The following is a 22,944-nucleotide window of genomic DNA, read 5'->3' as shown; positions in this document are numbered from 1 at the left end:
GCTTCACAATGCGACGCCCATCGCTGTACAAAGGAATCCAGAGGAAAGCAACATTGCCCCTGGGCAGCCAGAGGCCTGGTGTCACCGCACGTCAGAGGCGTACCCAAAGCCCTTGACAGGTGGCGGGCCACAGGAAAGGACCGATATCCGTGGCGCAGCGAGTGGTGGTCACCCTCTCCGACGACATCGACGGCGGAGAAGCGGCGGAAACGGTCGCGTTCGGTCTCGACGGGAAGATGTACGAGATCGACCTGAATGCTGCCAATGCAAAGAAACTCCGCAAGGCACTCGCGCCCTACCTGGCGGCCGGGCGGAAGCAGACGGGCAGGACGGCCGCCGGTGTGACCGGAACCACCACCGCCTACAAGCACACCGCCCTCGCCCCCGACCCGGCGGCGGTCCGCGCCTGGGCCCAGTCCAACAAGATGGACGTGCCGGCCCGGGGCCGCATCCCCAAGCGGGTCTACGAGGCCTTCCGCGAGGCGAGCTGACACCCGCCCCCAGGGGCCGGCGGAACGGATTTGCGTTCCACCCCCCTTGATCGGCTAGAGTCTGGATCACGCCGAGGGGCGAGGCCGAAAAAGCCGAGTCCCACGCAGCGTGCGGGTGTAGTTCAGTAGCAGAACATCCCCCTTCCAGGGGGAAGGCGCAGTGTGCGATCCCTGTCACCCGCTCTGCATCACGGTTGCCGACCACTCCGGTGGATCAGGTAGAGTGGTGCTCGCACCGCCCGGTGAGAGCCGGTCGGGAGCAATGCGGACGTGGCTCAGTTGGTAGAGCATCACCTTGCCAAGGTGAGGGTCGCGAGTTCGAATCTCGTCGTCCGCTCAGGGTGAAGGACCCGGTTCTCAGGAACCGGGTCCTTCTGCTTTTCCGGACTTCCCACGCCCCCATGACATTTGTCAGTACGGGTGATGACACCACGCACTGCCCACCGCCCCGGACGGGCGGGAGGCTGGGGCCATGACAGCTGAAGCCCTGACACCGGCCATCGAGGCGACCGACCTGAGCCGCACCTACGACGGCGGGTTCGAGGCGGTGCGCGGCATCTCGCTCTCCGTGCCCCGGGGCGAGGTCTTCGCGCTCCTCGGCACCAACGGCGCCGGAAAGACCTCCACCGTCGAGCTCCTGGAGGGCCTCGCCGCCCCGACCGGCGGCACCGCCCGCGTCCTCGGCCACGACCCGTACCGCGAGCGCTCCGCCGTCCGCCCGCGCATCGGCGTGATGCTCCAGGAGGGCGGCTTCCCCTCGGACCTCACCGTGGCCGAGACCGTACGGATGTGGGCCGGCGTCACCAGCGGCGCCCGGCCCGCCGGGGAGGCCCTCGCCGCCGTCGGCCTCACCGGCCGCGAGAAGGTGCGGATCAAGCAGCTGTCCGGCGGCGAGCGCCGCCGCCTCGACCTCGCCTGCGCCCTCCTCGGCCGCCCCGAGGTCCTCTTCCTCGACGAGCCCACCACCGGCCTCGACGCCGAGGGCCGCCGCGACACCTGGGACCTCGTCCGCTCCCTGCGCGACCAGGGCACCACCGTCCTCCTCACCACGCACTACCTGGAGGAGGCCGAATCGCTCGCCGACCGGCTCGCGATCATGCACGCCGGCCGGATCGTGCTCTCCGGCACGCCCGCCGAGGTGACCGCCGCCCAGCCCGCCCGGATCCGCTTCGCGCTCCCGGCCGGAGTGCCCGCCGCCCGGCTGCCGCTGGGGCTGAAGGCCGCCGAGGACGGCGGCCGGATCGAGATCCGCACCCACGCCCTCCAGGACGACCTCACCACCCTCCTCGGCTGGGCCCGCGAGCACGGCGTCCGGCTCGACGGGCTCGACGCCCGCTCCGCCTCCCTCGAAGAGGCCTTCCTCGACATCGCCTCCCGCACGGAGTCCACTTCCGGCGGCCAGAAGGAGACCGTGAGCCGATGAGCACGACCACCGCGACCGGCGCCGGCCGGCCCTCCACCACCCTCACCCGGCTCGCCGCCCTCGGCCGGGCCGAGCTGACCCTCCTCGGCCGCAACCGCAACAACCTCTTCGTCGCGGCCGCCATGCCGCTGCTGATGATCTTCCTGCTGCGGTCCTCGCTCAAGGGCCTCGACGAGGCCACCCTCGGCAGCTCCTTCGCCTCCGCCACCCTCATCGGCGGCACCGGCATGGTCCTGCTCCTCGTCGTCTACATGAGCCTCACCTCCAGCCTCGTCGCCCGCCGCGAGGAGCTGGTCCTCAAGCGGCTGCGCACCGGCGAGGCCACCGACACCGAGATCCTCGCCGGCGCCGCGCTGCCCGCGACCGCCATCGCCCTCGCCCAGTGCGCGATCCTCACCGTCGGCGGCTTCACGCTGCTCGGCGCCGACGCCCCCGCCCGCCCCGACCTGCTGGTCCTCGGCCTGGTCGCCGCGATCGCGCTGCTCGCCGGGCTCGCCGCCGTCACCACCGCCATCACCCGCACCGTCGAGAGCGCCGGCCTCACCACCCTGCCGCTCTTCCTCGTCTCCTCCTTCGGCTCCGGTCTCTTCGTCCCCCGCGACGCCCTGCCCGGGCTCGCCGCCGACCTCGCCCAGCTCCTCCCGCTCAGCGGCGTCATGGAGTTCGTCCGGGCCGGCTGGCTCGGCACCGCCCACGTGGACAGCCTGCTCGGCGCCGCGCTCAATACAGTGGCCTGGGGCGTCCTGACGGGGTGGGCGGTCCGCCGCTGGTTCCTGTGGGAGCCGCGGCGCTAGGGGCGGGGCCGGAAGGGAGACGGGACGGATGTCCTCGATGACGGGATGGTGGTCACGGCGCAGCGTGGCCGGGAAGGTCGAGCTGTACACCCGGTGGACCTTCCACCTCATGGCCCCGGTCGAGCTCCTGGCACTGGGCGGCGTCCCGCTCAACCGCGAGCAGCGCGGCGATCTCGGCGCGGGCGCCACGCTCGGTCTCCTCGCCTGGGTGGTGGCCCACGCCGCGCTCTGCGCGGTGGTCGCCTCCCGCGGCCTCGACCACACGTCGGGCACCCGGGTCCGGCCCGTCCGGCTCGCCGTCGCCCTCGCCGCGACCACCGCCCTCGCCGACGTCGCCGTCACCGGCCTGTGGGCGGCCGGGGCCCTGTCCGACGGGTCCCTCGTCGCCGCGTTCACCGTCGTCACCTCGGTCTTCACCACCGGCGCGCTCGTCCTCTGCGTGGACCGCGTGCGGCACATGCTGGGCGTGGTCGCCGGCGTCGCGGTGGCGGCCGGCCTGCCCCTCGTCCTCTTCGGCCGGGTCCCGGAAGGACTCGTCACCCTGGCCGGCGTCCTCCTCGCGGGCGGAGGGTACGCCGCGGCCTGCGGCTTCTCCTCCTGGCTGCTGCGGGTCGTCCAGGAGCTGGAGCGGTCCCGCGACCTGAAGGCCCGGCTGGCCGTCGCCGAGGAGCGGCTCCGCTTCGGCCGCGACCTCCACGACGTCATGGGCCGCAACCTCTCGGTGATCGCGCTCAAGAGCGAGCTGGCCGTGCAGCTCGCCCGGCGCGGCCGCCCGGAGAGCGTGGACCAGATGGTCGAGGTCCAGCGGATCGCCCAGGAGTCCCAGCGGGAGGTACGCGAAGTGGTCCGCGGCTACCGGGAGGCCGATCTGCGGACCGAGCTGGAGGGCGCCCGCGGGGTCCTCGACGCCGCCGGCATCGACTGCGCCGTCGACGCCCCCGCCCTCGACCTGCCCGACGGGGTGCAGTCCGCGCTCGGCTGGGTCGTCCGCGAGACGACCACCAACGTGCTGCGGCACGGTGACGCCCGGCGCTGCGTGATCACCCTGCGGCGGACGGCGGCCGAGGTGCTGCTGACCGTCGAGAACGACGGGGCCGCCGGGGTACGGGACGGGGCCGGCGCCCCCGGGCGCACCGGCTCCGGCCTCGCCGGGCTGCGCGAACGGCTCGGGGCGGTGGGCGGCACCCTGGAGGCCGGGTTCGCGGACCCGCACTCCTTCCGCGTCACCGTCCGGGTGCCGCCGGCCGTGCCGGAACGGACCGGTACCCGACAGGAGAAGGAGACGGTCGCATGAGCGATCCCGTACGCGTCCTGCTCGCCGACGACGAGCATCTGATCCGGGGCGCGCTGGCCGCCCTGCTCGCCCTGGAGGACGACCTGATCGTCGTCGCGGAGGCCGCGACCGGGCCCGAGGCGCTCGCGATGGCGCGCGCCCACCGGCCCGACGTCGCCGTCCTCGACCTTCAGATGCCAGGGGCGGACGGTGTGACGGTGGCCACATCGATCCGGGACGAACTCCCGGACTGCCGCACGATGATCGTGACCAGCCACGGCCGCCCCGGCCACCTCAAGCGGGCCCTCGTGGCGGGCGTCCGCGGCTTCGCGCCGAAGACCGTCAGCGCCCAGCGGCTGGCCGAGCTGATCCGTACCGTGCACGCCGGAAACCGTTATGTGGACCCGGAGTTGGCGGCCGACGCGATCGCCGCCGGGGACTCCCCACTGACCGCCCGGGAGGCCGAGGTGCTCGAACTCGCCGCCGACGGCGCCCCCGTCACGGAGATCGCCCGGCGGGCCGCGCTCTCCCCCGGGACCGTCCGGAACTACCTCTCCTCCGCCGCCGCGAAACTCGGTGCGGAGAACCGTCACGCGGCAGTGCGTCTCGCGCGCTCCAAAGGTTGGGTATAGTTAGCAGCGCGCTACGGCGCATGCGGACGTGGCTCAGTTGGTAGAGCATCACCTTGCCAAGGTGAGGGTCGCGAGTTCGAATCTCGTCGTCCGCTCAGTGTGAAGGCCCCGGTTCATCGAACCGGGGCCTTCTTCGTGTGCGTGCGCAGCCGGACGCCCGCGTACGCCGGAGCCGTACGAACCCCGGGAAGGGATCCGTACGGCTCGGCTCTGCTCTGCTCGGCTCGGCTCGGCTAGAAGGCGGTGGACCAGGGCTTGCCGGTCAGCAGCTCGTACGCCTCCAGGTACTTGGCCCGGGTGGCGTCCACGATCTCCTGCGGGAGGGCCGGCGGCGGCTGCTCGCTCTTGCGGTCCCAGCCCGAGGCCGGGGAGGTCAGCCAGTTCCGCACGAACTGCTTGTCGTACGAGGGCTGGGCGCGGCCCGGCTGCCACTGGTCGGCCGGCCAGAAGCGGGAGGAGTCCGGGGTCAGCACCTCGTCGGCGAGGACCAGGGTCCCGCCGTCGAAGCCGAACTCGAACTTGGTGTCGGCGAGGATGATGCCCCGCTCGCGGGCGATGTCCCGGGCCCGGCCGTAGACGGCGAGGGTGGTCTGGCGCAGCAGGGCGGCGGTCTCGGCGCCGACCTGACGGGCCACCTCCTCGTAGGAGACGTTCTCGTCGTGGTCGCCGACGGCGGCCTTGGTCGCCGGGGTGAAGATCGGCGCGGGCAGCTCGGAGCCGTCGGTCAGCCCCTCGGGGAGCGCGAGGCCGCAGACCGTGCGGGACTCGTCGTACTCGACCAGGCCGGAGCCGGTCAGGTAGCCGCGGGCGACGCACTCGACGGGGACCATGTCCAGCGACTTGCAGACCAGGGTGCGGCCCGCCCAGTCGGCGGGGGCCCCGGCCGGCAGCTCGGTGGAGAGGACGTGGTGCGGGACCAGGTCGGAGAGCTGGTCGAACCACCACAGGGAGAGCTGGGTGAGGACGCGGCCCTTGTCCGGGATCTCGGTGGGCAGCACCCAGTCGTACGCGGACATGCGGTCGCTCGCCACCATCACGAGCTCGCCGGCCTCGTTCCGGTACAGGTCACGCACCTTGCCCGTGTGCAGGTGGGTGAGACCCGGAACCTCGACGGGCTCGGGCTTTTCTACGAATCCGGACACGGTTCCTCCGCGTAGGTTGATCCAGGAACGGTCCGATTCTCTCGTACACGCGACCGTGCCCGCCGACCGGGGCGGCCCGCCCCGGTCAGTCCCTCTTACAGATGCGGTCGAGGAGGTTGGCGGTGGCGCGCTGGACACGGGCGTCGACATGGCCCGGCCGGTCCAGCGCGGGCGACCAGGCGAAGGTGCCGGAGGCGAAGACCCAGGCGCCCGAGGGCGCCCGGTAGAGGCTGGTCTCCTGGTGGCGCAGCGCCCCGTCGCCGTCCCGGTAGGGCGAGTGGGCGAGCAGGATGCGGTTCTCGTGCTCGGGGAGCGGGGTGCGCGGGAAGTAGCGGTCGGCCTCGCCGGCGACGAGGCCGGGCAGCTCGTCGCCGTCGCCGGCGCCGGTGGCCTCCCAGAGCCAGTGCTCGGCGTTCCGCACGACGAGCGGGTGCGGTTCGGGCACCCGGCCGGCGTACTGGATGCCGAGGAGCTGCTGCTCGGGCCGGTCGACCTCGCGCCACAGGGCAGAACGGCCGGGACCCCGGCGCTTGCGGCAGGTCAGCAGCCGGTCCGGCACGCCGGACGGCGAGGGGCCCAGCTCCACCTGCCAGTACATGGTGTTGGCGGAGAGGAAGACGAGCGAGGTGCCCTGGTCGCGGGCGCGCTCGGCGGCCTTCCGCATCGGCGCCGACCAGTACTCGTCGTGGCCGGGGAAGACCAGGCCCCGGTAGCGGGTGGGGTCGATCCGGCCGGCGTGCAGGTCGCGGGTCTCGGCGTAGGCGAGGTCGTAGCCGTACCGCTCCGCCCAGCGGATGAAGTCGTAGGCGTGGCCGACGTGCAGGGGCAGGCCCGCGCCCGCGTACGGCCGGTCGAAGGAGACGGTGACGGCCGCCTCCTCCTCGCCGAGCAGCCGGCCCTCCTCGTCCCAGGCGTGGTAGAGGCTGGCGCCGGTGTGGCCGTCCTCCGGGTAGAGGTTGTACGCCTGCCAGGTGATGTCCGGCAGGACGAGGAGGAGGTCCGCGGGGTGGGAGTCCCGCACCGTGAAGGGGATGTGGGAGCGGTAGCCGTCGGCGGTCGTGAGGACGGCGACGTACGCGCCGATCGTCCAGTAGCTCGGGACCTGGAGCCGCCAGGACTGCCACCAGTGGTGGCAGGAGACCGTGCGGTCGGCGGTGAGCGGGGGCGGCTGGACGATCCCGGAGAGCCGCGGACTCGTGGTGATCTTCGCGGCGCCGTCGCCGCCGTAGTGCCCGATCCGGTAGACGTCGACCGAGAACGGCTGCGGCGGGTCCACGGTGACGTGGAAGTCGATGGACTCGCCGGGCGCGACGGCGCCTCCCGAGGCGAAGCCCTTGATCTGCCGGCGCACGTCGTCGGCGGTCCGCGGGCCCCCGGCGCCGCCCCGGGCCAGGGTCTCGTCCGCGTACCAGGGCACCAGCTGCCCGGTGTCGTCGAAGTAGTTGTCCGACCCGCGCAGCCAGGGCAGCGGGCCCTGCCCGAAGGGATCGGAGACGGCGTGCGCGAGCGCACCCGACTCCCAGCGCCTGATCTGCTCCGCCCCCATGCCGCGCCCTCCCTCGACTCCCCCGGCCGGTACCAGCGGCTCCTGCCCACGGGTGATGCCCCTGTCAGTGCCGCTCCCCAGCACATCACATAACGCACGCGGACCGTCACCGTTCGTCGTGAATCGACAAAGGTGGAACACGACCGTCCGGTAGTCCGGGCCGTCGGATCGGCCCGGTCAGAGGAGACGGACCGGCTTCTCGGGGCGGACGCCCCTCGTGGCCAGCCAGGCCCGCAGGGGGGCCGGGTCGCCTTCCTCCACCAGGGCCAGGACGTGCGGGGTGAGGTCCGTGGCCCGTACGCCGTCCACCAGCAGGGCCGGGCCGTCGAGCCAGTCCAGGCCCGGCGCGGCGCCGGTGGTGTCGACGGCGGCGCAGCAGACCAGCGCGGTCACGTGGTCGGCGAGGAGGTCGCGGCCGGTGCGGGGCGGGACCAGCGGGCAGAGCGGCCAGGGGCCGTCCGGGCCGGAGAAGCCGGCGGCGTCGGCGGTGATCCGGGCCTCCCGCTCGGCGTCCTCACGCGCCACCCGGGCGCCGAGCGCGGCGGCGAGCGTGTCGGCGGCGGGGTTGCGGAGCTCGTCCTCCGCCGGTGCGGCGTCCTCGTCCTCCGGCTCGCCGCCCGCCCGCGCGGGGTGCTCGTCCGGGGCGGCCGTCAGGTGGGTGAGGACGCGGGTGAGCGTCGGGGCCCCGGCGGCGTCGGCCGCCCCGGGTCCCTCGGCGGCCGCCAGGCGGTCGAGGACCTCGTGGAGCCGGCCCGCGTCCGCCCGCCACTTCCGGTCGACGACCTCTTCCGGGTAGCGGCTCCACTCGACCGGCGCCCAGTCCGGGCCCGCCTCGGCGGGGCCGCCGTGGAAGAGCCGGGCGGCGAGCAGCGAGGCGGCCTCGTCCACGGCCCCGGGCTCCTCCAGGAGGTCACAGGCGGGGCGCTCGCCGAGCCGGGAGGAGTAGCCCTCCGCGAGCCGGTCGCGGCGGGAGAGTTCGGTGAGGGCGGAGACCACGCCCGCGTCGAGCCCGGACGGCCAGCGGCCCATCTGCCAGGCGGGCAGCGCGACCCGGGTGAGGAGCCGGTCCCAGCCCGCGTAGGCGAGGCCGACCTGCTCCTGGGCGACGATCCGGGTCCCCTGGTCCACGGCCTGGGCGCGCTCGGATCCGGCGGCGGCGACGCCGCGCTCCATCTCGGCGGCGTGGTTGCCGCAGGCCCGCAGCAGCAGCCGGGCCACCCGCCCGACGCCCCGGGCGCCGAGCCGGCGCAGCGCGCCGAGGCCGGGCTCGTCCGGGACGGCGACGGCGGCGTCGAGCCCGCGCACGAAACGGCGGGCGGAGGCTATGTCGGGGTCGGCGGCCGGGCCGGTGCCGGCGACGACCGGCGCGAGGACCGCGCGCAGCTCGCCGACGCGCATCCACCACAGGAACGGGGAGCCTATGACGAGGACCGGTGAGCCGCTCGCGCCGGCCTCTCGGTGCGAGCGGTGCGAGCGGTCCTCCAGCCAGCTGTCGCAGTCCGGCGTCAGGGCTATCGCGGCGGGCGCGGGCACGTCGAGCCGGTCGGCGAGGTCCCGCACGAGGCGGTGGAGGTCGGGGGCGGCGGTCTCGGTGAGCTCCACCGTCGGCGTCACGGCCGGGCGGGCGCGGGCGACGGAGAGGGCGACGGCCGCGGCGGCGAGCAGGACGAGCACCGCGAGGACGGTGACGATCCAGCGGGCGGTGGTCCACCCCGTACCCGTGAAGTGGCCGGTGACCTCGCCCGCGTACAGCACGACGGCGACGGCGGCGGGGAGGATGGCGGCGCCGAGCGCCCGTCCGCGGACGCGCAGGACGGCGAGGGCGCGGGAGCGCGCGGCCCGCACGCCCCACTCCTCGCCGAGGCCGCTGTCGCTGCCGCCGTTTCCGAAGCCGCTGCCGGACACGCCGTACCTCACCCCCTCTCCCCGTCCTGGACGGGACTACCCGTGGCGGTGTTGCTCACTCCCCCACTGTGGCACCCGTCACCGACATCGCAATGCCGGTGGGCCAAGTGCCGGAACGCCTGCGCCGCACCCTAGTTGGGGCTTCGCCGGGCGTCATCCAGATGGCCGAGCCGTCACTCGATCGAATGGCTTTGGGTAAAGGTGGTGCCGGTGGCGCGGCCGGTCGCTTGACTTCCCGGCCGCGCCCTCGCTCCCGTACGACTCAGGCCTGGGCGGCCTTGAGCGCGATGTCCGTACGGTGCTGCGAACCGTCAAGGCGGATGCGGCCGACTGCCGCGTAGGCGCGCTCGCGGGCCTCGGCCAGGTCCGAACCGGTGGCGGTGACGGACAGCACCCGGCCGCCCGCGCTGACGACCGCGTCGCCGTCCCGCTTGGTGCCCGCGTGGAGCACGTACGCGTGCGGGGCGTCCTGCTCCGCGACCTCGGCGAGGCCCTCGATGGGGTCGCCGGTGCGGGGGGTGCCCGGGTAGTTGTGCGAGGCGACGACCACGGTGACGGCGGCGTCGTCGCGCCAGGCCAGCGGAGCCTGGTCGGCGAGGGTGCCGTTGGCCGAGTGCAGCAGGACGCCCGCGAGCGGGGTCCTCAGGCGGGCCAGGACGACCTGCGTCTCGGGGTCGCCGAAGCGGGCGTTGAACTCGATGACCCGCACGCCGCGGCCGGTGATCGCCAGACCGGCGTACAGCAGGCCGGAGAAGGGGGTGCCGCGGCGGCGCAGCTCGTCGACGGTCGGCTGGAGGACGGTCTCCATGACCTCCTCGACCAGCTTCGGGTCGGCCCACGGCAGCGGCGAGTAGGCGCCCATGCCGCCGGTGTTGGGGCCCTCGTCGCCGTCGAGCGCGCGCTTGAAGTCCTGCGCGGGCTGGAGCGGGAGGACGGTGGTGCCGTCGGTGATCGCGAAGAGGGAGACCTCGGGGCCGTCGAGGTACTCCTCGATGACCACGCGGTCGCAGGCGAGCGCGTGGGCGCGGGCCACCTCGACGTCGCCGGTCACGACGACGCCCTTGCCGGCCGCGAGACCGTCGTCCTTGACGACGTACGGCGCGCCGAAGGCGTCGAGGGCCTCGTCGATCTCGGCGGGGGTGGTGCAGACGTAGCTGCGGGCGGTCGGCACGCCGGCGCCGGCCATGACGTCCTTGGCGAACGCCTTGGAGCCCTCCAGCCGCGCCGCCTCGCCGGAGGGGCCGAAGACCGGGATGCCGACGGCGCGGACGGCGTCGGCGACACCCGCGACGAGCGGGGCCTCCGGGCCGACGACGACCAGGTCGGCGCCGAGCTCGGTGGCGAGCGCGGCGACCGCGCCGCCGTCCAGTTGGTCGACGGGGTGCAGCTCGGCGACCTCCGCGATTCCGGCGTTGCCGGGCGCGCAGTGCAGAGCGGTGACGTCGGGATCGAGGGAGAGAGAGCGGCACAGGGCGTGTTCGCGGGCGCCGCCGCCGATGACGAGGACCTTCACGCCAGCCAGAGTAGCCCGATGGCCGGGAAGGTCCTTGTGCGGGCCACCGAGCGAGACGGCCCTAGTCGTTCGTGTATTCCTCCACAACGGTGGCGCCGAGCTCGCGCACGATCAGTTCGTGCCCGGAGAGCGCCGACTCCACGAGGTCCGGATCGTCCTCCTCCGGCACGTCGTCCTCGGGCGCCACGGGCGGCGGCTGCGGTGACCGCTGCTGTACGGGGGCGGGCGCCGGGGCCTGCGCGGGAGCGGCCGGGGCCTGCTGGGCGTACGCCGAAGCCTGCGCCTGTGCCTGTACGGGGGCGGGCGCGGCGGCCGGGGCGGGCGCGGGCGGGCCGGAGGGCCGACCGCCGCCGCCTCCGCCGAAGCCGCCACCGCCACCGCCACCACCGCCGAAGCCGCCGCCTCCGAAGCCGCCGCCTCCGCCGCCGGAGAAGTTCCCCCCGGGGCTGCCGGCGCCGGGCGGGGGCGCGGAGCCGCCGGACGGGTCGACGATCGCCTCGATCTTCCACTGCACGTTGAACTGCTCGGCGAGCGCGGCCTTGAGGACGTCCTCGCTGCCGCTGCTCGCGAAGTTGTCCCGCGCGCCGGCGTTGAGGAAGCCGATCTGGAGCGTGGTGCCGTCGAACCCGGCCACCTGCGCGTTCTGACTCAGCAGGATCCAGGTGAAACGGCGCCGGTTCTTGACCGCTTCGAGGATGGACGGCCACATGTTCCGCACCTGACCGGCACCGGCGGCCATGTCGCCGGCGGGAGCGGCGGCCGCGGCGGCCGGGGTCGGGGCGGGCGCGGCCGCCGGCGCGGGCGCGGCGGGGGCCGGGGCGCCGGCGGTCGGCCACCCGCCGGGCCGCGCGGCGCCGGGCCAGGCACCGGGCTGCGGCGACTGCTGCTGCACCGGGGCGGCGGGGGCCGGAGCCGGGGCCGGTGCCGGTGCCGGTGCCGGGCTCGGGGCCGGGCTCGGGGGCAGGGGCGGCGGGGCGATCGGCGTATGGGCCTCGGGCCCGGGGACGTACCCCATCGGAGGCCCGGCGGGCGGGGCCGGCGTGAAGACGGCGGCGGCCGGCGGCGCGTTCTTGGCGCCGCGCTCCAGCCGGTCGAGACGGGCGAGGAGCGAGCGCTCGTCGTCGAAGGCGGCGGGCAGCAGCACGCGCGCGCAGATCAGCTCCAGCTGCAGGCGCGGCGAGGTGGCGCCGCGCATCTCGGTCAGCCCCTCGTTGACGAGGTCGGCGGCGCGGCTCAGCTCGGCGGCGCCGAACACGGACGCCTGCGCCTGCATCCGCTCCACGACGTCGGCGGGCGCGTCGATGAGCCCCTTCTCCCCGGCGTCGGGCACGGCGGCGAGAATCACGAGATCGCGCAGCCGCTCCAGCAGGTCGGCGACGAACCGGCGGGGGTCGTTGCCGCCCTCGATGACCCGGTCGACGACCTCGAAGGCGGCGGCGCCGTCGCCCGAGGCGAAGGCGTCGACGACGGAGTCGAGCAGCGAGCCGTCCGTATAACCGAGGAGCGAGGTGGCCATGGCATACGTCACACCGTCCTCGCCGGCACCGGCGAGGAGCTGGTCCATCACGGACATGGAGTCACGCACGGACCCGGCGCCGGCGCGCACGACGAGCGGCAGCACGCCCTCGTCGACGGGGATCCCCTCCCGCCCGCACACGTCACCGAGGTACTCGCGCAGGGTCCCAGGGGGCACGAGCCGGAACGGATAGTGGTGGGTCCGGGACCGGATGGTCCCGATGACCTTCTCGGGCTCGGTCGTGGCGAAGATGAACTTGAGGTGCTCCGGCGGCTCCTCGACCACCTTGAGCAGGGCGTTGAACCCCGCCGAGGTGACCATGTGGGCCTCGTCGATGATGTAGATCTTGTACCGGCTGGAGGCGGGCCCGAAGAAGGCCTTCTCCCGCAGGTCACGGGCGTCGTCGACACCACCGTGCGAGGCGGCGTCGATCTCGATGACGTCGATGGACCCCGGTCCGTTGCGCGCGAGGTCCCGGCAGGACTGGCACTCGCCGCACGGCGTCGGCGTCGGCCCCTGCTCGCAGTTCAGGCACCGCGCGAGGATCCGTGCGCTGGTCGTCTTGCCGCAGCCGCGGGGCCCGCTGAACAGGTACGCGTGATTGACCCGGTTGTTCCGCAGGGCCTGCTGCAACGGGTCGGTGACATGCTCCTGCCCGATGACCTCGGCGAAGGACTCGGGGCGGTAGCGGCGGTACAGCGCGAGAGACGACACGTATACGAGGGTATCGGCGCCCACCGACAACCCGGGAAAAACCACCGGCCCGCCGAGAACGCAAGCGCCCCCCACGCACCCGCCAGAGCCGACCTACCCTTGCTGCCTTCCGGCCCTGGGGGAGTTCAGTCAGATAGCGCCGCGTGAGGGGCTCCGCCCAGCCTACCCGATCCGAACCCCCACACCAGCCCCCCTCCTCCCGCTCCCCTCCCCCGCCCTCCCCCTCGTGGATCACGTTCGCGAGCACCCTCCGCGGTCATGTAATGTTCTCCACGGAGGATTCGCCTAGAGGCCTAGGGCGCACGCTTGGAAAGCGTGTTGGGGGCAACCCCTCACGAGTTCGAATCTCGTATCCTCCGCCACGGCTGACCAGCCGAAACGAAGGTCCCGACCGCCCAGCGGCCGGGACCTTCGTCGTTCCGTGGTTGCAGTTTTGGTTGCAGTTCCCGGCTAGCGCCCGTTGAGGACGGACCGGCACACGTTGCAGTACATGGCGGCGTTCCGCCCGTAGCGCCGCATCAGCTGGCCGCAGCCGGCGCACAGCCCGAGCTCCCACGGCGGGCATCCCAGGGCGGCGGAGGCGGCGGCACGTTCCACGGTGGTGATGCGCATCGGGTCGCGGGAGCGCTGGACCGGCATGCGGGGAAGCGTGAAGCCGCCGGTCGGCTGGTCGAGATCGCGAACGGGCCGGCCGTCGCTAACGAACCAGCCCTCCTCCCCTGCTCGGCAGGTGCGGTCGATCTCCTGCTCGGCGAAGGTGATCACGTCGTCCTCCTCTTCGACCGGGGCCGCAGGGAGAGGCGTCTTCTCGCCGATGAGCTCCTGCCACAGCGCGCGGTCCTCGGCCGCCACCCACATGTGACGGCCGGCGCGGCCGCTTCCTCGGTTGGGCACGTAGACCGGGACGCTCTCGCCCGTCGCGCTCTGCAGGACCAGGTCCTCGATGAAGACCGGCTTCTTCTCCGGGAGGCACAGTGCGGGCACGAACCAGTCCGCGTGAATCGCGCCACAGTGGCCGGCGCCCTCGCTGATGAGGCAGTGGCGTTCGCTGCTCGGTACGCACTTCCAGACTTCGAGGTGCCGGTAGCCGCCGCGGATCACCATCTCCTTGCCGTCGGCGATGTCCTTCCACGGCATGTCGTCGACCCGCGCCCACGGAGCGCGGTCGATCAGGGAGGCCGTCCGGTCCTTCGCCACCCATAGAGGAGTGATGCCGTGCTCCACGGCGTTGACCGAGCGCCGGTGGACGCTGCTGGGACTGAGGTGGTGGTACTGGATCTCCCAGCCGATCCGTATGCCGCCGGGCCCGACGACGACGGCGTCCGAGACGCTGCGCCGGTTGCCGATGGGAACCTCGGCCTCGGCGTCCAGGCCGTACCGCCCGGCGGTCTCGACGATCCGTTCCTTGGTGGCCTTGTGCTGGGCGCTCTCCGCCGGCGTCGCCTTGTGCGTGATCGGCAGGTGCGAGGCGACGAGCGGTCGCCGGCCGCCGACGCGCCCCCGGCGGATGAACATCCAGGGCGACTTCCCGCCCGACTCCGACAGGCACTCGCGCTTCTCGTGGTGCGCCAGGCATTCGAGCAGTTGCGGATCACGCTCGGAGACGCTGGCGGTGATCTCCTGGAGCAGATCCGGACGGTCCGGGTGACCGAGGTCGGGCAGGGACAGATTGATCTCTATGCCATATTCGGTGTGCCACACCCCATTTGCCATCTCTCAACGCTAATGACAGCGGCCGACGTTGAACAGGGCGCCATCGAGTCCAGCAGGCGAGGCGACCATGGATCAAACCGCTGGCCTGCGAATCCAGCCAGGCATGGGGTGCTGATTCCGCATCTACCCGGGCATGTGGGCTTCCTCGGCCGGGTCCGCCCCAGGAGTCATCGCTTTTGGCAGAAACCCGCCCTGTCGACTCCGGAGGTACGCCACCATCCACACATGGACCAGGGACAGACACGTGGGTAAGCGCGAACGCCGCCGCAAGCGGGAACGGGCCACCAAGCACCAGACGCAACAACGAGCAGCTACTCCGCAGCCGATCATCTGGGAATTTCCGGAAGACGCTCCCCGCATCCGCGTCGTGATCAAGCACGACGCTCCCGACGATGCCCAGAGGATCAGCGTCCTCTACTGGGAGGTCAAGGGCGACGGCACCTGGGCGCGGACCGTGAGCAGCATCGGCGTAACCAGCAACATCGGTGCGGTGGCCACGGCGCACTCTCACGCCATCCTGCTCAACTGCCCTTGCGTGAACTGCTCCGAGCCGATCAGCGTCACCAACCGGTCCTGGGCCAACAAGGTGGGCGGCAAGTACCTGGATGCCGAGGCTCCCTCGTATCTCTGCGGGGATTGCACGGCGATCCAGAGACGCGAGGAGATCGAACGGCAACAACGCGCTGCTGAACAGAGGCGTGTCGAGCAGGAGCGTGTGCAGGAGGAGAGCCAACGTATCAAGCGTCTGATCGCCGATGTGATCAGGGATGAGGATGGAAAGAGCGAACCAACCGATCCCCTCGCGGTGGATAATCCTCTGGCCCTGGCCCTCTATGTGGCGTTGATCAGCTACGCCGCGAGCAACCCGGGCAAGGCACTCCCGAGCCTCGCGAATATCGGTCCCACGGGGTGGACCGGCGACAGCGAGCAGGACAGGGAACTTCTCCTGGCCCTCTACTACGCCGGTTTGCTCGCCATCGCCCCGGAGAGTCCAACGCAGGCGTTCGCTCGTTCTCAGGATGACGACGGTATTGCCTTCGTTTCCACAGAGGTCGCATGGCGGATCATTGGCGGCCTGGCCGACGCACAGGAACGCGTCAAGGAGATCAAGTACGTCCTGCAGACCCAGCCGGGTCCCCAGGGCGCTGCGGCACGTGACGCCTTCGGCACTCTGATGGACCGGATGGAAGTCGCGGACATCGCGGCTTACCTCAACAACCTGCTCACCAAGAAGTACGGCTATCCCGAGGTACCCGAAGCACGGCGTGAAGAGCTCACAGACGTCATCCGAAAGGGCTTCAAGCACGGCTACACCCCTGGTCAGATGATCTGCTTCGCATGGCGCGCTGCCGACTCCGCTGCGGCCTGGAAGGAGCGCAACCCTCGTATGGGGCCACCGGAGGCAGCCTCTGCCTCGGTGACAAGCCTCAACGGAAAGATCGACAAGGCCATCGAGCTCCACCACTCCATCCCCGAGTACGAGACGCCCCGCTGGCACAAAGCGCCTCTCGCCCTCGGCAGCTTCCGGCGCCTGCACAGCGACATCCGTTGGGTGTACACCCGCGAGGTCATCGATGCGTGTCCCCAGTGCGACCACCAGGGCCTCAAGGAAACCGTTCGAACCGAAGCGGGGACGAGGGCCTTGTGGCGCTGCACCCATCCCGTCGAGATTCCGGCCCAGCACCAGGAGCCGGAGGAGTCGAGCTCTCAGGATGAGGCGCCCGACCCAGCCGACGCCTGATCTCGACGCCGTCTGCCTACAGGACTCCACTGCTTCCAACTCGGAAACGCCGCTTGCGGGGCCCAGCCTTGATCGGCTGGACCCCGCTACACGGATCGCCTGAAACGACGGCTACCACTCGTCGGTGTCGCCGTACTTCCCTGGGTTCTGAGCGCGGTCCACAGCCTGTGCACACGCCTCGGCGAAGGCCGCCTCGACGGCCCCCTTGTCCCTGCCTCGCACCTGGGCCTCGACCTCCTGGCCCGTGCCGGGTCGTCGGGCCGTGCGCCAGGCCGAGGCGCGGTCGGTGTACCGGTCGGTCTCGAAGTCCCAGGCCGGCACCGACCACTGCTCCGGGAGGTCGGTCGCCGCACGTTCCCCGCCGGGGAGGAACAGGGCCCGGGCGTGGAAGATCAAAGCCCGCTCCGGTACGCGGTCGCGGATGGCGCTTGCGCCGCCGGGGCCCTGCTGTTCCCAGCGCCAGCGGTCCCATTCCTCGACCCCGGCGGTGTGGTCAGGCCAGTCCTCGCTCCACCGGGCGACGACCTCGTCGGCGTGCTCCCGGTGGAGGAAAGGCACGCGCCGCTCGCCGAGGCGGGCAACATGGACCACCAGCTCGGCGGGGACGGGACTCTGACCGGCCTCCGACGAAGCGCTGCCCGCGGTCTGGTCCGCGCCCCACAGGAGGCCGCCGACCTTGGCGGCGGTGTCCTTGAGGACGCGGCTGGTCAGGTGCTGATAGCGGCGGCGCATCCGGGCGGACTTGCCGGGCTCCCAGCCCATGATGGCGTCGACGACCGCGTCGGGGACCCCAAGGATCAGCAGGACCGTCGCCGCTGTGTGGCGAGCGTCGTGAAGGCGCGCATCGCGGACACCGGCGGCCTTCAGGAGCGCCTTCCACTTGTGATAGTCCGTGTTCGGGTTCAGGGGCTCGCCCGTGGGCGAGGTGAACACGTACCCCTTCTCCGTCCACAGGTCACGGGCACGGGCACGCTCGCGGGCCTGCACCTCCTTGTGCTGACGCAGGAGCTGAAGGAGTTCGTCGGGAGCACCGATGGGGCGCTGGCCGGCGCGGGACTTGGCGTTCTTCGTCTCGCGGCGGGTGTTGATCTTCTGGGGGCAGAAGCCGGGCTTGCGTCCACAGCGGTCACCGCAGCCGTGCTTGTAGCGAGGCCGCAGCCGGCCACGCCGTACGCGGATGACGCCGAGCTCGAAGTCGACGTCGTCCCACTGCATGCCGAGGACCTCGCCCTGGCGCAGGCCCAAGGCAAGCGCGATGACCCAACGGGCGGTGTTGCGGTGCTTGCCCGCCTCGGCGAGGAGGCGCTGGACCTCCTCGACCGTGTACGGCTCGACCTCCTCCTCTTCGACCTTGGGAGCCTTGGCGATGGAGGCCGGGTTCATGGTGAGGTGCTTGCGGCGTACGGCTTCGTTGAGGGCCGTACGGACCGTGCGGTGCGCCTGGTGCGCGGTGCCGGCGGCGCTGCCGTTGTCCTGCATCTTCTTGTAGAGGCGCTCCAGGTGCTCGGGGTCGAGCTTCTCTAGGCGGTGGGCGCCGAGGCCAGGGATGAGGTGGTGGTAGACGGCGACGCGGTAGCCGTCGATCGTGTTCTCCGAGACGTGTGCGGCGGCGATGTTCTCGACCCAGTGGGTGAGCCATGTCTTCACGGTCCACGACTGGCCGGTCTTGCGGACGGCCCCCTTGTCGCGCTGGCGCTCCAGGTCGCGGACAACCTTGGTGACCTCGGGGCGAGTCTTGCGGCTGACGTGGCGTCGGTCCGGGGTGCCGTCGTCTTTTACGCCGACGGTGACGTAGCCGTGCCAGCGGCCGTCCTTGCCCTGGAAGATCGAGGAGGCGCCGTTGGGCTGGCGGGTCCTGGTGTTACGGGAGTCAATCACGCGGCAGTCCCGAAGTCCGACGCGCCGAGCTGGCGGGTCAGGAAGTCGTTCACCGCCTCTGCTGGGATGCGCCGGAGACTGCCGATCTTGACGGAGGCGATCTCTCCAGCGGAGACGTATTCGTACAGCTTGGTGCGGCCGATGCCCAGGCGGCGGGCGGCCTCCTCGACGGTGAGCGCGACGAGCGTGGCGTCGCCGGTGGGCCGGCGCTGGGCCACGAGGGTGCGCAGGGCGTCCTCGGGGACGTCCAGGAGGCGGGCTATCTGGGCAAGCGGAAGACCGTTTTCGGGCAAGGGGAACTCTTTTCTGGCCTGGCGTGGGACGGCGAATCCCGTGCTGGCCGCGATCGTTCAGGGATGGGCGGTGTGCGGTGGGACGTACGCGGCGAGGGCCAGCCCCCCTGCTGTTCGTAGCAGCAGGGGACGGCGGGCCGTTCAGTCCTTCGGGGTGATGTCGTTGACGTGTTCGCCGAGGTAGCTGATCAGCTTCGACGGCGGGAAGTGGCGGTGGAACTCGCCGTTGGAGGCGACTGCGAGCTCGTGCGTCAGGAATCCCTTGACCAGGTCTTCCTGGTTGGGGTTGGCGTCGGTGTACTCCTGCAGCTGCCCCTGGATCCGGCGCATCTCCTTGCGGGCCGCGAGGTGCTGCTTGTAGTTGCCCACGTACTCGGAGATGAGCCTGCGGACGTGGGCATTGGCGATCTGCCCAGGCGGGCTGGTCAGCTCGTCCATGTCGAGGTCGAAGACCTTGCAGAAGCCGATGGCCTCGTCGAGGTTGACGCGGCGTCTTGGCTTGCCGCTCTCGATGCGCCAGATGGCGGCCTGGTTGACGGGGTGGCCGGCTTCCGCCATCCGCTCGGAGAGTGTGACCGTGCTCCAGCCGCGGGCTTCGCGTTCGAGCTTGATCCGTTGGGCGACGTAGTCCTCAGGCAAGGGCCGGTCCGGGCCGGCGCGGGCCGCCCCTTCCTCGCTGCTCATCTCTCCACCTCCTCGGTCAGGCCCAGGGGACACCCGGGGCGATGATCCAAGGAAACACTATTGCGGAGCCGAATGCAACCATTGCGCTGCCGAAAACGTCAGGTAGTGTGGGTCGTCCGCCCCCGCACGGGGGTGAACGCAAAAAGCCCCCGGTGCTACGAACACCGGGGGCCAAGCTCGAACCCTCGTAACCGCCCATCCCTGAACGATCGACCTGCGTGACCTGGGATTCGCCGTCCCATATGGCCCGCAAGTGAGGAGCTCAGTGCCCAGTATGGACGAATCCCGTCCTACCGCGCCACACCACGACGACCACAGCCGCCCGCGCCCCTTCGACGACTTCACCGCCGTGCCGCCGCACGACGCGGACGCCGAAGCCGCCGTGCTGGGCGCGTGCATGCACGACTCCGCAGTGGTCGACGCCGTACGGAACCTGCTCGACGGGCCAGACTTCTACCGGCCGGCGCACGAGACCGTCTGGCGGACGGTCCTCGCCCTGCGAGGCGAGGACAAGCCCACCGACCCGATCATGCTCTGCGACCGACTGCGCGAGCAGGACGACCTGGAGCGGGTCGGCGGCGCCGCCTACGTACACCGGCTCGCTTCCGCCACCCCCTCGGTCAGCAGCGCCACCCACTACGCGGGGATCGTGCGCCGGATGTCCGACCTGCGGCGCCTGCGCGCCTCGGGCCTGCGCACGATGCAGCGGGCCATGGAGCCCGGAGCGGACCCCGACGTCATCCGCAGCGAGGTCGAGACCGAGGTCCGGGCCGAGCGCGAGCGTGCCCTGGCCTCGGGGCAGGGACGACTCTCGCGTTTCATCACCGACGGATGGTCGTTCGTCAAGGAGACCGGCGCGGACACCGAGCCCCTGTGGGGCACCCGAGAGAAGACCGTCTGGGCATCCGGCGAGAGCCTGATGATCGTCGGCGCTCCGGGCGTCGGCAAGACCACCCTGGCCCACCAGGTGATCTTCGCCCGCATCGGCCTCCAGGAGACCGTCCTGGAGATGCCCGTCGCCCCCAGCAGGCGCGTGCTCTACCTCGCGATGGACCGGCCCAAGCAGATCGCCAAGGCCATGGCCCGCCGCGTCTTCCCCACCGACGAGAAGATCCTGCGCGAACGGCTCGTGGTCTGGGAGGGCCCGCTGCCCGCCACCCTCGACAAGGAGCCCGACCTCCTCGCCGACCTCGCCGCCGCCCACCAGGCCGACACCATCGTGATCGACAGCCTCAAGGACGCGGTCAGCACGATGGTCGACGACAGCCTCGCCGTCGCCTTCCACAACGCCCGCATGCGCGCCATTCGCAACGGCGTGGAGATCATGGAGCTGCACCACCAGCGCAAGGCCACCGCCGACGCACCGCGCGGCCAGCGCCCCAGCCTCGACCAGGTCTACGGCTCCACCTGGTACACCTCCGGCGCGGGCAGCGTCCTGTTCGTGAGCGGCCGGGCAGGCGACCCCGCGGTCACCCTGCACCACCTCAAGACCTCGACCGGCGAGGTCGGCCCCCTGGACGTCACGCACGACCACGTGCGCGGCACCACCACCGTCGACCCCACCAAGGACCCCGCCGCCCTGCTGCGCAACGCCCCCAACGGGCTGACCGCACGCGACCTGGCGATCATCCTCATCGGCGGCGGTGACCCCGAACGAGCCGACATCGAGAAGGCGCGACGCCACCTCAGCCGCCTCGTCGAGAGCGGCCTGGCAACCAAGGCCGACGGCATCGCCGGAGGGGCCGGAGGCGGCCAGCAGGCCCGCTACTACCCCTCCGCCCGCCACCTCACCGCCGTCGGCTGAGCCCCGCCCCGACACCCGAAAGCGTTCACGCGACCGTCCACGCGGCCCTCGCGCCCGTAGACCGCCGTGAACCGCTCACAGCGCACACGCTCACCGCAAAACCGCAGGTAGAGCGATCACGCGACCGTCCACGCCGTACACGCGCCCAAGCGATCACGCGCAGGGCCCCCTTTAGAAGGGGGCCCGCGTGTACGCCCCCACCCGTGAACGCCGTGATCGCCTCCCCACTCTCCCCGGAGTAGCCCCGTACATGCCCCCTGCCATAACCGACATGCTCGCCACCGCTTCGCTCCCGTTCACCGATGATCCGCTCGTGCCCGTGGCTGTCCTGGCCGTCGCCACCGGCGCACTGCTCGGGGGCCTGAAGGCCGGACGTAGCCAACACCGCATCCGCGATCGGAAGCGGCGCCCCTCGGCCGCCGTCGTCACAGCGACCGTGGCGGCACTCGTGTGCACCGCCTACAGCGCGGACACCAGCTGGCGCTTCGCCACCCACTACCTCGACATGCGCAACACCGCCGAGCGCACCGCAATGTTCGCCGCCGCCGAGCTCGCCCTGTTCTCGATGGCGCTGATGGCCCGCCAGAACCTGCACGGGCCGAGGCAGGCGGCCGGCCTGCCCGGAGTCCTGGTCTGGGTGATCACCGCCATGCAGACCATCCCCGCCTACGCCGAGGCCGGCCCGGTCGGCGGCACCGTGCGCGCCTTCACCGGCCCGGTGATGGCCGCCGTGCTGTGGCACCTGGCCATGGGCATCGAACTCCGCCAGCGGACCCCCGACGCCGCCTCCCGCGGACTCGCCGCCGTCCTCACACGGCAGGCACGCGAGCGGCTGCTCGCCCGCCTGGGAATCGTCGAGCAGGACCAGGGCGCCGCGCAGATCATCCGCGACCGGGCCACACGCCGAGCCGTCGCCCTGGCCGCCCGCCTCGCCGAGATGACGCCCGAGCAGCGGACCGGACGGGCGGGCCGGCGCACCGTGCGCCGCCTGTCCAAGGCCCTCGCCCGCTCCGGCATCGACGCCGACCCGCGCCGCAACGAGCAACTGCTGCGCCAGCTCGCCACCCGCCGCCAAGCAGCCGCCCTGGCCACCATCGACCTGCCCGAACGCTGGACCCCGCCCGCCGGGCAGCCCGTCAGCCCGCCCGCAGCACAGCCCGACCAGTCCAGGGCAGACATCGACAGGCGGGCGGACGGCGTCGGGCGGGCAGAAGACCGCGCCCGCCCGCACCCATCAGATCCGGGCGACGAAGACTCTCCCCCGGGCGCCCGCCCGCGATCCGCCCGCCCGAATCCCACCGCCCGCTCCGGCCCGGAACTGGCAGCCCGCCCGCAAGAGGCAGCTCTGCCGCCCACGGGCAGCGGCTCGCGAACCCCGCCGGGCAAGCGTGCTACGCCGAAGCCGAAGCGGCCGGGCCGCAAGCCCCGAGCCACGGACGAAATCCTTCGCGACTACGCCCACCGTCTCCACGACGAGCACGGCCGCCTGTCCCGCGACTACCTGGAAGAGGTCGTACGCGGCGACGGATACACCGTCGCCAGCGACGCCGCCGGCGTCATCGCCCGCGAAGTCAAGGCCGAACTGAACGCCTCCCGCCACGGCTGACGGCCACTTCGCCCAGCCACTCACCTCACAACCCGACACGGAGACCCATGCACGACCCGCACCACGAACTCGCCATGTCCCAGCAGCAGCCGCCCACAACCCCAGACCACAGCGGAGCAAGTTGTCCCGGGAGCAATGCTCCCGGAGTTCCCGCCCCGGGGGTGGCGGGAGAGTCCCGGCGCCAGGGGGCACCGGGACGGCAGGCAGCGGCCGAGGGCGGACCGCAGCCGGGAGGGGGACGGCAGGCCGAGTCCCTTTCACGGCGGCGTCAGCGTG

At 72.2% G+C, this 22,944-nt stretch carries 17 protein-coding genes, 4 tRNA genes and 1 other RNA gene; 12 read left to right on the top strand and 10 right to left on the bottom strand.

Annotated elements, in window-relative coordinates:
* Positions 1 to 149: 149 nt before the first annotated feature.
* The 8 genes from ABZ621_RS15540 (at position 150) to ABZ621_RS15505 (ending at position 4,708) form a co-directional block, all read left to right on the top strand.
* Positions 150 to 491 (top strand): Lsr2 family protein, encoded by a 342-nt coding sequence (locus tag ABZ621_RS15540; RefSeq protein WP_360604573.1) that lies wholly within the window; start codon positions 150 to 152, stop codon positions 489 to 491.
* Positions 492 to 602: 111 nt separating this feature from the next.
* A tRNA-Gly gene (locus ABZ621_RS15535) sits at positions 603 to 674 on the top strand.
* An 81-nt stretch (positions 675 to 755) separates the two neighbouring features.
* Positions 756 to 828 (top strand) — tRNA-Gly (locus ABZ621_RS15530).
* 135 nt (positions 829 to 963) lie between these two features.
* Positions 964 to 1,914 (top strand): ABC transporter ATP-binding protein, encoded by a 951-nt coding sequence (locus tag ABZ621_RS15525; RefSeq protein ID WP_360604571.1) that lies wholly within the window; start codon positions 964 to 966, stop codon positions 1,912 to 1,914.
* Positions 1,911 to 2,708 carry an ABC transporter permease gene (locus tag ABZ621_RS15520; protein ID WP_360604569.1) on the top strand — a complete coding sequence of 266 codons (798 nt, stop codon included), beginning with the start codon at positions 1,911 to 1,913 and terminating at the stop codon, positions 2,706 to 2,708. The genes ABZ621_RS15525 and ABZ621_RS15520 overlap by 4 nt, the downstream gene beginning before the upstream one ends.
* 37 nt (positions 2,709 to 2,745) lie before the next feature.
* Positions 2,746 to 4,002, top strand: a complete 1,257-nt coding sequence (locus tag ABZ621_RS15515; RefSeq protein ID WP_360604567.1) for a histidine kinase — start codon at positions 2,746 to 2,748, stop codon at positions 4,000 to 4,002.
* A complete protein-coding gene (locus tag ABZ621_RS15510) occupies positions 3,999 to 4,613 on the top strand; it encodes a response regulator transcription factor (protein ID WP_360604565.1) in 615 nt (204 codons plus the stop codon). The genes ABZ621_RS15515 and ABZ621_RS15510 overlap by 4 nt, the downstream gene beginning before the upstream one ends.
* Positions 4,614 to 4,635: 22 nt before the next feature.
* A tRNA-Gly gene (locus ABZ621_RS15505) sits at positions 4,636 to 4,708 on the top strand.
* A 138-nt stretch (positions 4,709 to 4,846) separates the two neighbouring features.
* On the opposite strand, the gene ABZ621_RS15500 is transcribed toward ABZ621_RS15505, so the two are convergent.
* The 6 genes from ABZ621_RS15500 to ffs all read right to left on the bottom strand — a co-directional run bounded on the left by ABZ621_RS15500 (position 4,847) and on the right by ffs (position 13,105).
* The gene (locus tag ABZ621_RS15500) at positions 4,847 to 5,755 is read right to left on the bottom strand and encodes a phosphoribosylaminoimidazolesuccinocarboxamide synthase (RefSeq protein ID WP_360604563.1); all 909 of its coding nucleotides are present in this window, start codon (positions 5,753 to 5,755) and stop codon (positions 4,847 to 4,849) included.
* A gap of 85 nt (positions 5,756 to 5,840) precedes the next feature.
* Positions 5,841 to 7,301, bottom strand: a complete 1,461-nt coding sequence (locus tag ABZ621_RS15495; RefSeq protein ID WP_360604561.1) for a N,N-dimethylformamidase beta subunit family domain-containing protein — start codon at positions 7,299 to 7,301, stop codon at positions 5,841 to 5,843.
* A gap of 177 nt (positions 7,302 to 7,478) precedes the next feature.
* Positions 7,479 to 9,218 (bottom strand): hypothetical protein, encoded by a 1,740-nt coding sequence (locus tag ABZ621_RS15490; protein WP_360604559.1) that lies wholly within the window; start codon positions 9,216 to 9,218, stop codon positions 7,479 to 7,481.
* 250 nt (positions 9,219 to 9,468) lie between these two features.
* Complete coding sequence (gene purD / locus ABZ621_RS15485) at positions 9,469 to 10,719, bottom strand: phosphoribosylamine--glycine ligase (RefSeq protein ID WP_360604557.1); 1,251 nt, start codon at positions 10,717 to 10,719, stop codon at positions 9,469 to 9,471.
* Between the two features lie 61 nt (positions 10,720 to 10,780).
* A complete protein-coding gene (locus ABZ621_RS15480) occupies positions 10,781 to 12,949 on the bottom strand; it encodes a DNA polymerase III subunit gamma and tau (RefSeq protein ID WP_360604555.1) in 2,169 nt (722 codons plus the stop codon).
* Between the two features lie 57 nt (positions 12,950 to 13,006).
* Positions 13,007 to 13,105, bottom strand: an RNA gene (ffs, locus tag ABZ621_RS15475) — signal recognition particle sRNA small type.
* Between the two features lie 118 nt (positions 13,106 to 13,223).
* Here ffs and ABZ621_RS15470 point away from each other — a divergent pair.
* Positions 13,224 to 13,311: transfer RNA gene (locus ABZ621_RS15470), tRNA-Ser, on the top strand.
* 88 nt (positions 13,312 to 13,399) lie between these two features.
* Here the strand turns inward: ABZ621_RS15470 and ABZ621_RS15465 are convergent.
* Positions 13,400 to 14,662 (bottom strand): hypothetical protein, encoded by a 1,263-nt coding sequence (locus tag ABZ621_RS15465; RefSeq protein ID WP_360604553.1) that lies wholly within the window; start codon positions 14,660 to 14,662, stop codon positions 13,400 to 13,402.
* Between the two features lie 244 nt (positions 14,663 to 14,906).
* Here ABZ621_RS15465 and ABZ621_RS15460 point away from each other — a divergent pair, with 244 nt between their 5' ends.
* Entirely contained in the window at positions 14,907 to 16,403 is a 1,497-nt protein-coding gene (locus ABZ621_RS15460) for a hypothetical protein (protein ID WP_360604551.1), read from the top strand.
* A 111-nt stretch (positions 16,404 to 16,514) separates the two neighbouring features.
* On the opposite strand, the gene ABZ621_RS15455 is transcribed toward ABZ621_RS15460, so the two are convergent.
* From ABZ621_RS15455 to ABZ621_RS15445, 3 genes are all read right to left on the bottom strand, one after another.
* Entirely contained in the window at positions 16,515 to 18,281 is a 1,767-nt protein-coding gene (locus tag ABZ621_RS15455) for a tyrosine-type recombinase/integrase (RefSeq protein WP_360604549.1), read from the bottom strand.
* On the bottom strand, positions 18,278 to 18,574 hold the full coding sequence (locus ABZ621_RS15450; RefSeq protein WP_360604547.1) for a helix-turn-helix domain-containing protein: 297 nt from the start codon (positions 18,572 to 18,574) through the stop codon (positions 18,278 to 18,280). The genes ABZ621_RS15455 and ABZ621_RS15450 overlap by 4 nt, the downstream gene beginning before the upstream one ends.
* Before the next feature lie 141 nt (positions 18,575 to 18,715).
* Entirely contained in the window at positions 18,716 to 19,258 is a 543-nt protein-coding gene (locus ABZ621_RS15445) for a helix-turn-helix transcriptional regulator (protein WP_360604545.1), read from the bottom strand.
* A gap of 274 nt (positions 19,259 to 19,532) precedes the next feature.
* Here ABZ621_RS15445 and ABZ621_RS15440 point away from each other — a divergent pair, with 274 nt between their 5' ends.
* Positions 19,533 to 21,062, top strand: coding sequence for a DnaB-like helicase N-terminal domain-containing protein (locus tag ABZ621_RS15440; protein ID WP_360604544.1), 1,530 nt, complete (start codon positions 19,533 to 19,535; stop codon positions 21,060 to 21,062).
* 250 nt (positions 21,063 to 21,312) lie between these two features.
* A complete protein-coding gene (locus ABZ621_RS15435) occupies positions 21,313 to 22,668 on the top strand; it encodes a hypothetical protein (protein ID WP_360604542.1) in 1,356 nt (451 codons plus the stop codon).
* Positions 22,669 to 22,944 lie beyond the last annotated feature (276 nt).

The organism is Streptomyces sp. NPDC007863 (assembly GCF_040633895.1).
GTDB lineage: Bacteria > Actinomycetota > Actinomycetes > Streptomycetales > Streptomycetaceae > Streptomyces.
Note: the sequence above shows the minus strand (reverse complement) of the source record. Positions and strands in the feature narration are given on the sequence as shown.